Genomic DNA, 14019 nt, shown 5'->3' with positions numbered 1-14019 from the left:
TTTATGTTCTAGCTTTACTGCTTTTTTCTTCATCATAATTCGTCTCACATATTGGTATTATAAAATTGGGTTTGCTAATGTTAACGCACTAACAATAAAAAATAATGCCTTATGTTGCTCAAAAAAATAATCAAACCTCTCATCCTAGCAAGTCTTTGTGCAAGCTCTAGTTACACTCTCGCACAAACTAAAGTAATTTATAACGCCAATGGTTATACCCCTTTATACCAAGGTGAAGTACAGCAGTTTACTACCCTCGTTATTAAAAATGGCAAGGTAGTAAAACTAGGTAGCGATACACTTAAAGATAGCTACCCGGATGCCAAGCTAATTGACGCGCACGGTAATACCTTATTACCAGGCTTAATTGATGCTCATGGGCACGTTATTGGCCTTGGCGATAATTTATCGCAACTTGATGTACGCGGTGCAAAATCGGTTGATGAAGTAAAAAATAAACTAAAAATATTTGCTGGCAACAAACAAGGTTGGATTATAGGGCGAGGTTGGAACCAAGAGCTTTGGGCTGATACACGATTTCCTACAGCTAAAGATCTAGACAAAGTAGTGAGCGATCAACCTGTGGTGCTTTCGCGGGTTGATAGCCACGCCATTTGGGTTAATTCAAAAGCACTCGAACTTGCTGGTATTACTGCTCAAACAAAAGCGCCTGAAGGCGGTGAAATAATTAAAGACGAATTTGGCAATCCTACAGGTATTTTTGTAGATAAAGCAGAAGCGCTAATTACCCAGCATATGCCAGCCCCTTCAAAGCAAGATATAAGTGACTCGCTAGATGCAGCAGGTAAGCATTTATTAAGTTTAGGCATTACCTCTACTCACGATGCAGGTATTGATAAAACCACATGGGAGGTTTACAAAGAGCGCGGCGACCTCGGTAATTTACCGCTACGTATTGTGGCAATGTTAAGCGGTGCAAGCCCTGATTTAGACACGATGTTAAAGGCAGGCCGATACCACGACAAAAATGATTTTATGGAAATTCGCAGTGTTAAAGTTTACGCCGATGGCGCACTTGGCTCTCGCGGAGCCGCTCTGATTGAAGAATATGCAGACAGACCTGGTCACCATGGTTTAATGCTTGAAACACAAAGAAAACTCGAAGCGCTCTTTACACAAAGCTTTAAAAGCGGCTTTAGCGCAAATACTCACGCAATTGGCGATAAAGCAAATAAAGTAGTACTTGATGCCTATCAAAATGTGTTTAAAAAAACGGGCGGTATATTACTACGTAACCGAATAGAGCACGCACAAATTGTAACGCCTGAGGATATCCCTCGCTTTAAAGCGCTAAAAATAATCCCTTCAATGCAGCCAGTACATGCCACTTCTGATATGCATATGGCAGAGCAACGCTTAACTGAAAAACAATTAAGCGGTGCCTATGCTTGGCAAACATTTTTAAAGCAAGGATCGGTTGTTGCAGCTGGCTCTGATTACCCGGTAGAGCTTGCAAATCCATTTGATGGTTTGTATTCAGCCATTACACGCATGGATCATAACAAACTACCTGAAAACGGCTGGCGCGCAAGTGAAGTACTAAGCCGCGAAGATGCATTACGTGCATTTACTCTCGGTGGCGCTTATTCAGCCCATCAAGAATTTAAGGTGGGTAGTTTAGAAAAAGGTAAATGGGCAGACTTTATTTTACTTGATAAAGACTACTTTAAAGTACCTGTTGACGAGATATACAAGACGAACGTACTACAAACCTGGGTTGCAGGTAAACTTCGCTATAAAAAAGAAGAGATTAAAAAAACACCATAATCAAAAATAAACAAAGTAATTATTAAATTTAGTTAAAGTAATCAAAAAGTGTGTCGATAAAGAGGGGTATTTATAAAATTCCCTTATGTTTCAGGAAGAAAACATGTTATCAAAAAAGATATCTCTTACTTTATCGGCACTTTTTACACTTTCACTTTCAGCGTGTTCTACTCATCCTGTTTATAATGGACATGCACCACAAAACAATATTGGCTATAATAACGCTCACAATCGCTATGCTGAATATAACCAGCCTCGTGTAAGTAACTGGCAGTTTCCTGAAAATAATTACCGCCCAGTTAACAGCAGTAAGTTACTAAGCAATTACACAGAGCAATTAGCAATGAAGCTAATTGAAAATATGAATTACATAAATAGTAGTACGCCTATCGCTATCACTTCGTTTGTAAATTTAGACGATAACCTGCAAACCACTAATATTTTTGGTAATCATTTAGCTGAAAGCTTTATTACTGAATTACAAGAGTTTGGTTTGTCTGTTGTTGATTATAAACACACAGGCACAGTACATGTGACGCCGATGGGTGATTTTTCGTTTAGCCGAAATGGTAAAGATATTAAAGGCTACCCACATATTGAATACACTTTAACTGGCACACTTACCTACACTAACCGTGGTGTTATTGTTAATGCCCGCATTATTGGCGCTAAATCTAAAGTAGTGGTGTCATCAGCTAAAGGATTTATTCCAAGCTTTGTAGTTGAGTCGCTATATCCTACTCGCAGAACCGATGGAATAGTACTAGACGCTATTCAATAAAATTAAAAAGGGTTAACGCAAGTTAACCCTTTTTATCTATGTGATAAAACATGTTTAGCTAAACATGTTTTTCACATCTTTTAGCATATCGTTGTATTCATCACTTGTGAATAATTGCATAGACGGTATTACACCTTTATCTATGTACGTTTGCAGCGCTGCTGACTTATCAGAAACCTGTAATGTTCCCTCTAAAATAGCCCCTACTCGTATAAAGTCTACGTAACTAACTTTATCAGGTTTGTAACTTGGATCTGCCCAGCTTAGAGCTACATCAACAAACTCTTTAGGAAATTCCCACGCTTGCATAATCGATGAGCCAATTTTCCCACTCAGCTTTTGAATTGCGTGAGCTAAAAAGCTTGGATTTGCAAATACTTCAGGGTGGCGCTCAGCTTCAGTTAAAATTGGTAATACACCAATATTATAAACAAGCGCAGCTAATGTAATTGAATCACGATTTAATGAAGTGTGTTTATTGTTTTTTAAGTAAAACTCCATGAGTGTTATTGAATGGCTAGCAACGGTTAATGTTTTTTGCCAAGCCTTGCCCATGTAGCCTTTAATTAGCTCATTGTTTGATATAAATAATTGCTCCATAGCCATAGCCGTTGCAATATTTTTAATTTGGCGCAGTCCAATACGTGTCACTGCTTGATGCAAATTAGATACTTTTACAGAGCGTCCCATAATTGCACTATTAGCTACTTTTATCATACGAGCTGAAAGCGCTGGGTCTTGTGAGATTACATCTGACATTTGCATTAAATTCACATCAGGGTTATCTGCAGCTTGGCGAACCTTAATCGCTACTTCAGGTAGCGTTGGTAAAACCAACGTATCGTTATTTATTCTATCGACTAGAATCGTTAATAAAGCGTTTTCTGTAGACATAAAGCTGCCGTCCTTTTGTGTTCAGCCTGTAAAGTAACTGCAAACTCAGGCAGTTAATTTTTATATTAGTAATATAATTAGTATTGTCTAACTTACCGATAAAGTTAAGAAAATTATAGAAGTTTATTTTATTTATAATGTTTTACCGCTCATGCTTGCCTTACAACGCCAAATACTTGCTATTTACCATTTAGTTTTGCTTTAATGCACTCACAATAAGGAAGCGTTTGTACATATTTAGTCTTTTAACTAAAGCAGTACAAATTATTAAACTTACTTTTTAACAGGCAATATAATGATCTTAAATAAAATTAGCCAAGCAATTATGCTCTCTGGTGTTGTTTTTCTTAGTGCATGTTCTGAACAAGCGCCGTCTTCTACCGACAACACAGCCACAGAACTTGCTCAAAAAAGCAGTGCACAATCAGGTCCTAAGCTTATTAATGCAGATAAACAACGTTTAGATATTTACACCGACTTTAGCCTACAAAGTGATTTATCGCACTTAAGCGACAACCAACGAGCAATGGTTGCAAAGCTTATTGATGCTTCAAAAATAATGGACGAGTTATTTTGGAAGCAATCTTTTGGCGAAAATAAAGACGCTTTTTTAGCAAAACTAAACGACGACAAAGTACGTAAATTTGCCGATATTAACTACGGTCCATGGGATCGTTTAAATGGCGATGAAGCGTTTTTATCCAGCTATAAAGAAAAACCTCTTGGCGCACAGTTTTACCCTGCCGATATAACCAAAGAAGAGTTAAACAATGCAGATGTTGAAGACAAAACAGGCCTTTACTCTGTAATTAAGCGTGATGAGCAAGGTAAGCTTTACAGCGTGCCATATTCAAAAGAATACGCTAATGAGCTTGCAAAAGCCGCTGACCTTTTACGTCAAGCAAGTAAACTTGCTGACGATAAAGAGTTTGCTAACTATCTAAACTTGCGTGCTGATGCCCTACAAAAAGATGACTTCCAAGTATCTGACTTTGCTTGGATGGATATGAAAAACAACCCAGTAGATGTGGTTATTGGTCCAATTGAGACTTATGAAGATCAATTATTTGGTTACCGCGCAGCGTATGAATCTTACGTACTTATTAAAGATTTAAAATGGAGCGAACGCTTAGCTAAGTTTGCCGCATTTTTACCGGAGCTTCAAAAAGGCTTACCCGTTGATGCTAAGTACAAACAAGAAGTACCAGGCTCTGACGCCGACTTAAACGCTTATGATGTTGTTTACTACGCTGGGCATTCAAACGCGGGGAGTAAAACAATAGCGATTAACTTGCCAAACGATGAGCAAGTACAGCTAGAAAAAGGAACTCGTCGCCTGCAACTTAAAAATGCGATGCGTGCTAAATTTGATAAAATTTTAGTACCAATTTCAAAGCAGTTAATTGTACCTGAGCAGCGTAAACACATTACTTTTGATGCATTTTTTGCCAATACGATGTTCCATGAAGTCGCTCACGGTTTAGGTATTAAAAATACAATCACAGGTAAAGGTACTGTTCGTCAATCATTACAAGAACACGCAAGTGCGCTTGAAGAAGGTAAAGCCGACATTTTAGGCCTGTACATGATTGAGCAATTACTTAAAAAGGGCGAAATTACAGAAGGAACTATTGAAGATTATTACACGACCTTCATGGCGGGTATATTCCGCTCAGTTCGTTTTGGAGCATCAAGTGCGCATGGTAAAGCAAATATGATCCGCTTTAACTTTTTTGCTCAAGAAGGCGCTTTTTCTAAAAATGAAGAAGGCCTGTACCGCGTTAATATGGAAAAAATGAGCATTGCAATGGCCAAGCTTTCTCGCTTAATTTTAACCTTACAAGGTGATGGCGATTACGAAAAAGTAGATCAACTAATTGCAACGCATGGCGATATAAAAGAAGAACTTGCTGAAGACTTAGAAAAACTAAGTAAAGCAAATATCCCTGTAGATGTAACGTTTAAGCAAGGTAGGGAAGTACTAGGGCTTAAGTAGTGTAAATTAAGATTTAAAAAAGCGTTACAGTAAACACTGTAACGCTTTTTTTTATACCAATTGCATTAAATTAGTGATCTATTATAGCGATAAGAAAATAGCTCAATAGCAAGGCTAAAATTATGATACATAGTTGTTCTATATAAATAATTTTTAACATAGTTAGTGAATTATTTAATACGCTAGAATGATCATGTTTTTAATAAAATTGGTATTATTTATCGTTTATCACTTCACGCACTACAGGCTCTAGACTTTTCATACCCCAGCGTTTTCCTTTATCAAGCGCGGCCTCTACATCAAGACCTTGCTCATGTGCAGAAATTGCTATCAATGCCCCGACTCGATTGCTACTTGCACAATGCACTAAAATCGACTCCCCCTTAAACTCATTAAGTAAGTTTGTTAAATTAAGCGCATTTTCAACGGTAACATCCTTCGCGCCCGCAATCGGTAATGTGTGATAGTTCATTCCTAAAGATCGTACAAGCTCACCTTCATCCCACGTTTGTTCACTGAAAGCGCGCAGGTTTATGACATGCTTTACACCCGCTTGTGATAATAACTTGATCTGCTCAGCATTGGGCTGTGCGCCCGAGTAAACATGATTACTATGTTCAACTAAATTTTCTATATCTGTCTTTTTAATAATTTCAGTGTTAACTGCCCGCTCAGCTGCAACAGCAAAGTGCCCACCTGATAACGCGACAATAAATAAACCCGTACAAAGTTGATTGATTAGTTTCATTTTATTCCTCATTAATTAGGCTCTGTTGACCTTCAGTATTAAAATTTTTTCGGCCTAGGGCAGCGCATGTTTGGCATTTATACTACGTTATCGACTATTTATACGAAGCAGACGCCCAACATAAACATAAACTCTGCCTTGCCTAAAAACCAAACAGACTGCTAAAAATTTAACCTCGAAATATAAACAAATCCTAACAGCTATTAAAAATGGGCTTTTAATTTTACTATCTGCTCATCAGTATAAGGGACTGCAGGAAATTTCCCCCAAATTGGCGCAGGCCAAGCAGCATCAGTAGTAAAGCGTGCAATATGGTGAATATGTAATTGCGGCACCATATTACCCAAAGCCGCTATGTTTAACTTATCAGGGCTAAACACATCCATTAATAATTTACTTAGCTTGGCTGACTCTTTTAAATACACAACTTGATCATCCTCAGATAAATCAATTATCTCTTTTAAGTTAGCCTGCCTAGGCACTAATACAAACCACGGATATTGGCTGTCGTTCAATAAAAGTACTTTACACAGTGGCCAATCGGCAAGCTCGATACAGTCACGTTTAAGTTCTGGCGCTAGTTTAAATTCAGGGTTAGTCATTGTTATGTCCTACTTTGTCTTTAATAATCGCCACTTTATAGCATTTAGTTGCAGTTGCACACGCTTGGCTTTACCATCAAAGCAATATTTATAATAAGCTAAGGCAACCTTGTGCTAAAAAAAATAAAACACCTCTCACTAGCCCTCCCATTAATGGTTGGCGCTATTAGTGTTCAAGCAAAACCTTTATCGTTGGAGCGTATTTTTGACGATCCGAGCCTTTCAGGTAAATCACCTGTACAACTTAAATTTTCGCCTGACGGCAGCCGTGTAACTTATTTACAAGGCAAAAGCGATGACTACAACCGCTACGATTTATGGGAATACAATATAAAAGATAACACCAACCGTGTGCTAGTTGATTCGGCAAAGTTATTTTCAGGCCCAGAAAACCTATCTGATGAAGAAAAAGCACGCCGCGAACGCCAACGTATTTTTGGTAAAGGCATATTAGAATACAAATGGTCTAAAGACGGTAAAGCACTTTTATTCCCACTTAACGGCGACCTTTACTATTACGATTTAGCCTCTGCTAAAAGTAAAAAACTAACCGACACTGAAACATTTGAAACCGATGCACGCTTTTCACCTAAAGGTAACTACGTATCGTTTATTCGAGAGCAAAACCTATTCGCTTTAGAGCTTGAATCAGGTAAAGAAATTCAGCTTAGTAAAGATGGCGGCGGCGTAATTAAAAACGGCATGGCCGAATTTGTAGCTCAAGAAGAAATGAGCCGTATGACGGGTTACTGGTGGTCAGGTGATGAAACTAAAATTGCCTATACCCGCGTTGACGAAACCCCAGTAAAAGAAGCTATCCGTAACGAAATTTACGCTGATGAAGTTAAATTATTTAATCAACGCTACCCGTTTACAGGTACAGATAACGTAAAAATTCAACTCGGTGTGGTTAAACTAAATGATCAAAAAGTAGATTGGATTGATTTAGGTAAAGATGAAGACATTTATATCGCGCGTGCTAAATGGCTAAAAGACGGCAATACACTGTCTTACCAATGGCAAAATCGCTCGCAACATAAATTAGAGCTTCGTTTTTATAACAGCGAAACTAAAGTCCAAAAAGTAGCATTAACCGAAAACAGCGAAACGTGGATTAACCTACATTTTGATCTTGAGTTTTTAAAAGACAAAAAACATTTTGTATGGGCATCTGAGCGCGACGGTTTTAAACACTTATATCTGTATCGCACAAACGGTCAACTTGTACGTCAAATCACCTCTGGTGATTGGGCTGTTGATAGCTTAAAAGGTATTGATGAGAAAAAAGGCATTGTTTACTTTGCCGGTCGAAAAGATACACCGCTTGAAAGCCATTTATACAGCGCGCCTTTATTTAAAAAAGGCGATGCCAAACGTATCACCGAAAAAGGTCAGTACCATAATGTTGTGCTAGCAAAAGACAGCAAAACCTTTATCGATAATAGCTCGTCTGATAATAAACCAAACTCAGCAGCGCTTCGTAAAGTAAACGGCGAATTTATTACATGGCTTGAAGAAAATAAGCTTGATAGTAACCATCCGCTTACTCCTTATTTAAGCGACTTAACAAAACCAGAATACGGCACAATTAAAGCCGAAGATGGCCAAGTTATGCATTACCGTTTATTTAAGCCTAGCAACATTACTGATGGCAAAAAGCACCCTGTTATTGTTAACGTATACGGCGGCCCGCATGCTCAACGAGTGACGAATAGCTGGCGCAGTAAAAACTTGTACTTTCAGTACATGGCGCAACAAGGTTACGTAATTTTTCAACTGGATAACCGTGGTTCGTACAACCGTGGTAAAAAGTTTGAAGATGCTATTTATAAAAACCTAGGCGTGGTTGAAGTTGCCGATCAAATTAAAGGCGTAGAGTTTTTACGTACACTTGATTACGTAGACCCACAACGCATCGGTGTTTATGGCCACAGCTACGGCGGCTACATGGCACTTATGACTATGTTTAAAGCAGGCGATTACTTTCAAGCCGGCGTATCAGGTGCTCCTGTAACCGATTGGGCTCTATACGATACGCATTACACAGAGCGTTATTTAGGTCACCCTGATACGAATGCTAAAGGGTATGAAGACAGCGCAGTATTTCCATATGCTGATGGCTTAAAAGGCCCATTAATGATTTATCATGGAATGGCTGACGACAACGTGCTGTTTACTCATTCAACTAAATTGTTTAAACAACTGCAAGATAACGAAAAACAGTTTGAAATGATGACCTACCCAGGCTCTAAGCACAGCCTACGTGGTAAACAAGTACAAACACACTTACATCAAACAATTACAAACTTCTTTAATCGCCATTTTGACGTTAAATAAGCAAGTAAAGTAATAACAGACTAAAGGCTGATTGATAAATCAGCCTTTTTTTTGCATTAATAGGCGTAAGCCTAGATTAAACTCTTTTTTTAGCTACGCTTATTCTATGCGCTAAAGCGCACACTTTTTGAGGATAAATGTATGCCTAGTCTACGGAGTTTTAGTATATCCCAGCGTTTCTCGCTGCTCATAGCTATTGTTGTATTTGGGCTTATAGCGCTTAGTGTAGCCAGCCTAACTCACCAATATAGCTCTCTTAAAAACGAGCAGTACCTTAAAACACAAAATGTAGTAGAAACTGCGTACAGTATAATTGAGCACTTTTATGACCTTGAGCAAAATAATACTCTCACTCAACAACAAGCTCAATCGCAAGCACTTAATGCAATAAGAGCTCTGCGCTACGACAAAACCAATTACTTTTGGATTAACAATTACCAGCCAAAAATGGTTATGCATCCTATAAAACCTGCGCTTGAAGGAAAAGATTTAACCAATAATAAAGACCCTGACGGCAAAGCATTGTTTGTTGATATGGTTAATATAGTTAAACGCTCTGGCGAGGGATTTATTCCTTATAAATGGCCAAAACCAGGTAAAGAAAAACCAGTTGAAAAAATCGCATTTGTTAAAGGTTTTAATCAATGGCAATGGATTATTGGCTCAGGTGTTTATCTTGATTCAATTGACGAAGCATTTAGCGAGCAACGTAATCTAATAGTCATCAGTGCAACAATTATGATTATTGCTGTTATTTTACTTAGTTACTTTATAGGCAAGAGCATTTTAATACCTACTCGTTTAGCAGCCGATATGATGAAAGATATTTCACAAGGTGAAGGCGATTTAACTCGTACATTAAGTGAATCCGGTAACGATGAAATATCTGAACTATCACACTCATTTAATTTATTTGTTTTAAAAATGCGAGAGTCTCTTGTTCATGTATCACAAAGTGCAAACGATGTAAGCGAGCATGCGCATACAGTTGATGATTCAAGTAGAACAAGCCACTCGTTTATTGAGCTTCAAAACGACAGCTCAACCCAAGTTGCAGCTGCCATGGAGCAAATGACTCACCAAATACATGATGTAAGCCGTAACGCCGAAGCCGCAGAGCAAGCAGCTAAAGATGCAGCACAAAACGCATCAACGGGTAAAAATGTGGTTGCGCAAACAATTACAGCAATAGAAACACTCTCAAGCAACATAGAAACAGTCAGCCGTGTAACAGAAGATTTAGCCAACGAGAGTCATAATATAGGCTCTGTACTTGATGTAATAAGAAGCATATCGGAGCAAACAAACTTACTGGCATTAAACGCTGCCATTGAGGCTGCTCGCGCAGGAGAGCATGGCCGAGGATTTGCTGTTGTTGCAGACGAAGTAAGAACACTGGCCAGTCGTACAGGGCAAAGTACCGACGAAATTCAAACCATGATCACTAAACTTCAAGAAGGTGCAAAAGCAGCAGTAGAAGCAGTTAAATCAAGCCAAGCACTTTCAGTTTCTACCGTAGATCAGGCGTCATCAGCCAATACTTCACTTAATGAAATAGAACGACTTGTTTCAATTATTACCGAAATGAACAGCCAAATCGCACGCGCCACAGAGCAGCAAACTCAAGCTGCCGACGAGGTTAATTTGCGTATTAATGAGCTATCTCAATCAACTGAGCAATCATTAAATAATACTAAACAGCTTACCGATGCCAGTGATAATCTTAAACAAAGTAGCCAAGAGCTTTCGAGCGTAGTTAATCGTTTTAAATTAGATTAATCGATACCGTTCTCATTAAATGCAAAAAGCCCTGAATTAACAGGGCTTTTTTATTGCATGTAAGTTTTTAGCTTACAAACAGTAACGTGCAAACAAGCTCGTTACTGATGCAGCCGTTGGCTTGCCATGCTGCCAATCACCGCCTTCAACACCGCTTCCTGCAATGTCCATATGCACATAAGGCAAAGGCTGTGCAGAGTCGTTACCGTGCTTATCAAGCCCACCAACAATAGCCATAAACGCCATAGGGAACTGATGCCCACGCGCTGTAACCGCAGATGCTGCGTTATTGCTAGATAAAACATCGTCAGCTAGCGTGCGTGGTTTAATAAAGTCGTAATCTTCACGGCGAGAACGCGATACTTCAGCGCCATCGGCCCACAAATCTCCAAGGTCAGCTATTTGACGTGAAACACCAGCGCTACGAGCTGGACCATTTTCAACATACGCACCGTAAGGACCCATTGCACGTGCCGCGTGACCCGTTAATGTAGCTACAGTAAATAACGTTGGGTTTATTTCGCCTTTAGCTAAATCTTTCATTTCGCTAAGCAGGTCGCCCATTGCTAAGCGCCCTTCTGCATCGGTATTACCAATGCGTACACGGATACCTTCGCGGCTAGTAATAATTTCATCTGGCACAAAACAATCCGAGCCAATAGAGTTACGAACAACAGCCAAGTACGATACTACTTTAACGCCTTTAGGCTGATAATCCGCAACAGCTTTCATAAAGCCCGCAACAGAAGCTGCGCCGCCTTTATCACGGCTCATGCCTGCCATATGGCCACCTACTTTTAAATCTGCACCGCCTGTATCGTATACAAGACCCTTACCTACAAACATAAGTGTACGAGTAATTTCGCCCTCTGGTACATATTCAAGCTTAACAACACGTGGGTGATGGCGCTCAACTGCATACGATGCACGAGCAACAGTGCTTAACATTGGGTAGTTTTTATCAATAGCTGCAATATCATCAATTACGTCAACCGCAATGTTTGAGCCTTTAAATAAATCAACGCAGTAATCAGCAAAACGTGGTGGAGCCATACGCTCAGGTTCAGTGCCACATAAGTCACGCGCGGCATATTGGCCTGCAGCAATTGCATTAACAGCTTTAATTGTTTGCTCGCTTGCGCTAACTAAACCAATTTGAGTAATAGGTTCAATACTTTCACCGTGATATTCACGCGCTTCTAATGGCTGCCATAAGGCTTGGCAAGCGCCTAAATAAGCAACTTCTAAAGCATGCTGATAACGGCTATCGCCATTTAAATTTGGTAAAAATAATGCAGGGTTAACACTACCCGACGCTTTTGCTTCATTAATTGCTAATTTAGCAGCATCAAAATAACGGCGTACATCGTCGTAATCTCTGTTTAACGGACCCGTTGGCGCAAGTACAACGCGTTTGTTTTCAATCACTAATAAAGTAACTTGTTTACCAATACGAGAATCAACTTTTGCTTGGTCTAAAATAGCATCACGTAATGAGTTATTTGGTAATAGAGAAAAGTCATCACTAATAATAATAAGCGCATCATGAGATGTGCATTCAAGGCTTGCACTAACCGCTTGAGGGTATGCCATAAATAAAGTCCTGTTAGAAAACATAAGCCCCTATTATCGTCGATTTAAATATTGAAGACCAGCAAGGTGCGATGGGCTAATTATACAACTTGCCAATAAATGGCAACTTGGGGTTACAGGCTTTACAGCTTAATCGAGAATACTCAGTTGGAAGTTTTGTTCTGGCTCGCTTTTAATGCCAACGCCTATGCCAAGTAATCTTACAGGTTGTTGTAGCCCTCGTTGATAGGCCTTAGTAAGAAGTTGAATAAATATTTCTGTGTTTAGCTCGTGGTATGCCTGATCGGCGGAGGTCACTACAAAATTTGCAAACTTCACTTTAACACTCAGCTTATTAATACGGTTTTGTAATTGCTGTTTATTAAGCCTTAAAACTAATTCGTCTAACAATTTTGGCAGCTCATCTAAGCACTCTTGCAAACTTGTTTTGTTGTATTCGTAGGTATGCTCAACACTCAGCGACTTTCTGATGCGATCTGTTGACACTTTACCAACATATTCACCTGCACATTTTTGATAAAGCGACACACCAAAATTACCCACATGTTGCTGCATCCAGTTAACGCCTTTTTCACGTACATCCTTGCCGGTATATAAGCCTTTTAAATTTAGCTTTTCGAGCGTTACTTTACCCACTCCCGGAATTTTCCCCAGCGGTAATTGCGCTAAAAAATCATCGACCTCATGAGGCAAAACGACAAATTGACCATTCGGTTTTTTTTCGTCGCTGGCTATTTTGGCAATAAATTTAATCGGTGCAATGCCTGCTGATGCAGTGAGCCCGGTGGCATTGTAAATATCGGCTCTTATTTGCTGTGCAATAAGTGTGGCACTGCCTTTACAAGCGGTGCTGTCTGTTACATCTAGGTAGGCTTCGTCTAAAGAAAGAGGTTCAACTAAACCTGTGTAGCGGCTAAATACTTCACGTATTTGATTTGAAGCTTCTTTGTATACAGCCATGCGCCCTGGGACAATAACTAAATCGGGGCATAATTGTTTAGCATGATAGTTCGACATAGCCGATCGCACGCCATATTCTCTAGCTATATAGTTAGCGGTTGAGAGCACGCCTCGTCGGCTATTGCCTCCAATAGCAAGCGGTACACATGCAAGTTTTGGATTATCTCGCATTTCTACTGCTGCATAAAAGCAATCCATGTCTATGTGAATAAACTTCTTCATCACCACAATAATAACTGGTTATTTATACAGTCATTATTATAGAATCAAATGTGATAAGCAAGCCTAGGGCCTGTTTATCTTTCGAGGTTAAATTTGCAGCAGTATGTTTGGTATTTAGGCAAGGCAGAGCCTATGTAGTGTGGTTATTCCCCATAAATAGGCGATAACGTAGCACAAATGCCAAACATACGCTGCCCGAAGGGTTCTGCCTAGGGGCAATTTACTCTTTGTTGCCTACATGGATGTCATAGGTAAGATCTTAAGAAATTGAGTTGAAGCTCAATTCATGATCAAATGGTTATTACCACACAAACCACAG

At 39.4% G+C, this 14019-nt stretch carries 10 protein-coding genes; 5 read left to right on the top strand and 5 right to left on the bottom strand.

Going from position 1 to position 14019, the window contains the following annotated elements; all coding sequences use genetic code 11:
* Window positions 1-111 precede the first annotated feature (111 nt).
* Together I6F42_RS09255 and I6F42_RS09250 are read left to right on the top strand one after the other, a co-directional pair.
* Complete coding sequence (locus I6F42_RS09255; RefSeq protein ID WP_197151920.1) at window positions 112-1788, top strand: amidohydrolase; 1677 nt, start codon at window positions 112-114, stop codon at window positions 1786-1788.
* Between the two features lie 103 nt (window positions 1789-1891).
* On the top strand, window positions 1892-2569 hold the full coding sequence (locus I6F42_RS09250) for a FlgO family outer membrane protein (RefSeq protein WP_010553146.1): 678 nt from the start codon (window positions 1892-1894) through the stop codon (window positions 2567-2569).
* A gap of 54 nt (window positions 2570-2623) precedes the next feature.
* On the opposite strand, the gene I6F42_RS09245 is transcribed toward I6F42_RS09250, so the two are convergent.
* Window positions 2624-3463, bottom strand: coding sequence for an HDOD domain-containing protein (locus I6F42_RS09245; RefSeq protein WP_010553145.1), 840 nt, complete (start codon window positions 3461-3463; stop codon window positions 2624-2626).
* 295 nt (window positions 3464-3758) lie between these two features.
* On the opposite strand from I6F42_RS09245, the gene I6F42_RS09240 reads away from it, so the two are divergent.
* Window positions 3759-5459, top strand: a complete 1701-nt coding sequence (locus I6F42_RS09240) for a Zn-dependent hydrolase (protein WP_197151918.1) — start codon at window positions 3759-3761, stop codon at window positions 5457-5459.
* 214 nt (window positions 5460-5673) lie between these two features.
* Here I6F42_RS09240 and I6F42_RS09235 read toward each other — a convergent pair whose 3' ends face one another.
* Together I6F42_RS09235 and I6F42_RS09230 are read right to left on the bottom strand one after the other, a co-directional pair.
* Window positions 5674-6207, bottom strand: coding sequence for a hypothetical protein (locus I6F42_RS09235; RefSeq protein WP_010553143.1), 534 nt, complete (start codon window positions 6205-6207; stop codon window positions 5674-5676).
* Between the two features lie 203 nt (window positions 6208-6410).
* Entirely contained in the window at window positions 6411-6809 is a 399-nt protein-coding gene (locus I6F42_RS09230; protein ID WP_197151915.1) for an HIT domain-containing protein, read from the bottom strand.
* 111 nt (window positions 6810-6920) lie between these two features.
* Here I6F42_RS09230 and I6F42_RS09225 point away from each other — a divergent pair, with 111 nt between their 5' ends.
* Both I6F42_RS09225 and I6F42_RS09220 read left to right on the top strand, forming a co-directional pair.
* The gene (locus I6F42_RS09225; protein ID WP_197151912.1) at window positions 6921-9146 is read left to right on the top strand and encodes a S9 family peptidase; all 2226 of its coding nucleotides are present in this window, start codon (window positions 6921-6923) and stop codon (window positions 9144-9146) included.
* A gap of 141 nt (window positions 9147-9287) precedes the next feature.
* Entirely contained in the window at window positions 9288-10925 is a 1638-nt protein-coding gene (locus I6F42_RS09220; protein WP_197151910.1) for a methyl-accepting chemotaxis protein, read from the top strand.
* A 72-nt stretch (window positions 10926-10997) separates the two neighbouring features.
* Here the strand turns inward: I6F42_RS09220 and I6F42_RS09215 are convergent, their stop codons facing one another.
* Both I6F42_RS09215 and dinB read right to left on the bottom strand, forming a co-directional pair.
* On the bottom strand, window positions 10998-12518 hold the full coding sequence (locus I6F42_RS09215) for a leucyl aminopeptidase family protein (protein ID WP_197151907.1): 1521 nt from the start codon (window positions 12516-12518) through the stop codon (window positions 10998-11000).
* A 129-nt stretch (window positions 12519-12647) separates the two neighbouring features.
* Window positions 12648-13700, bottom strand: coding sequence for a DNA polymerase IV (gene dinB, locus I6F42_RS09210; protein ID WP_197151905.1), 1053 nt, complete (start codon window positions 13698-13700; stop codon window positions 12648-12650).
* Window positions 13701-14019: the final 319 nt, after the last annotated feature.

Source organism: Pseudoalteromonas sp. SWYJZ12, from assembly GCF_015864395.1.
GTDB lineage: Bacteria > Pseudomonadota > Gammaproteobacteria > Enterobacterales > Alteromonadaceae > Pseudoalteromonas > Pseudoalteromonas arctica.
This window is presented reverse-complemented; position numbering and strand designations above follow the sequence as displayed.

Coding starts and splice junctions, on each gene's coding strand:
- I6F42_RS09255 (WP_197151920.1), top strand. CDS start 112: ATGTTGCTCAAAAAAATAATCAAACCTCTCATCCTAGCAAGTCTTTGT.
- I6F42_RS09250 (WP_010553146.1), top strand. CDS start 1,892: ATGTTATCAAAAAAGATATCTCTTACTTTATCGGCACTTTTTACACTT.
- I6F42_RS09245 (WP_010553145.1), bottom strand. CDS start 3,463: ATGTCTACAGAAAACGCTTTATTAACGATTCTAGTCGATAGAATAAAT.
- I6F42_RS09240 (WP_197151918.1), top strand. CDS start 3,759: ATGATCTTAAATAAAATTAGCCAAGCAATTATGCTCTCTGGTGTTGTT.
- I6F42_RS09235 (WP_010553143.1), bottom strand. CDS start 6,207: ATGAAACTAATCAATCAACTTTGTACGGGTTTATTTATTGTCGCGTTA.
- I6F42_RS09230 (WP_197151915.1), bottom strand. CDS start 6,809: ATGACTAACCCTGAATTTAAACTAGCGCCAGAACTTAAACGTGACTGT.
- I6F42_RS09220 (WP_197151910.1), top strand. CDS start 9,288: ATGCCTAGTCTACGGAGTTTTAGTATATCCCAGCGTTTCTCGCTGCTC.
- I6F42_RS09215 (WP_197151907.1), bottom strand. CDS start 12,518: ATGGCATACCCTCAAGCGGTTAGTGCAAGCCTTGAATGCACATCTCAT.
- dinB (WP_197151905.1), bottom strand. CDS start 13,700: ATGAAGAAGTTTATTCACATAGACATGGATTGCTTTTATGCAGCAGTA.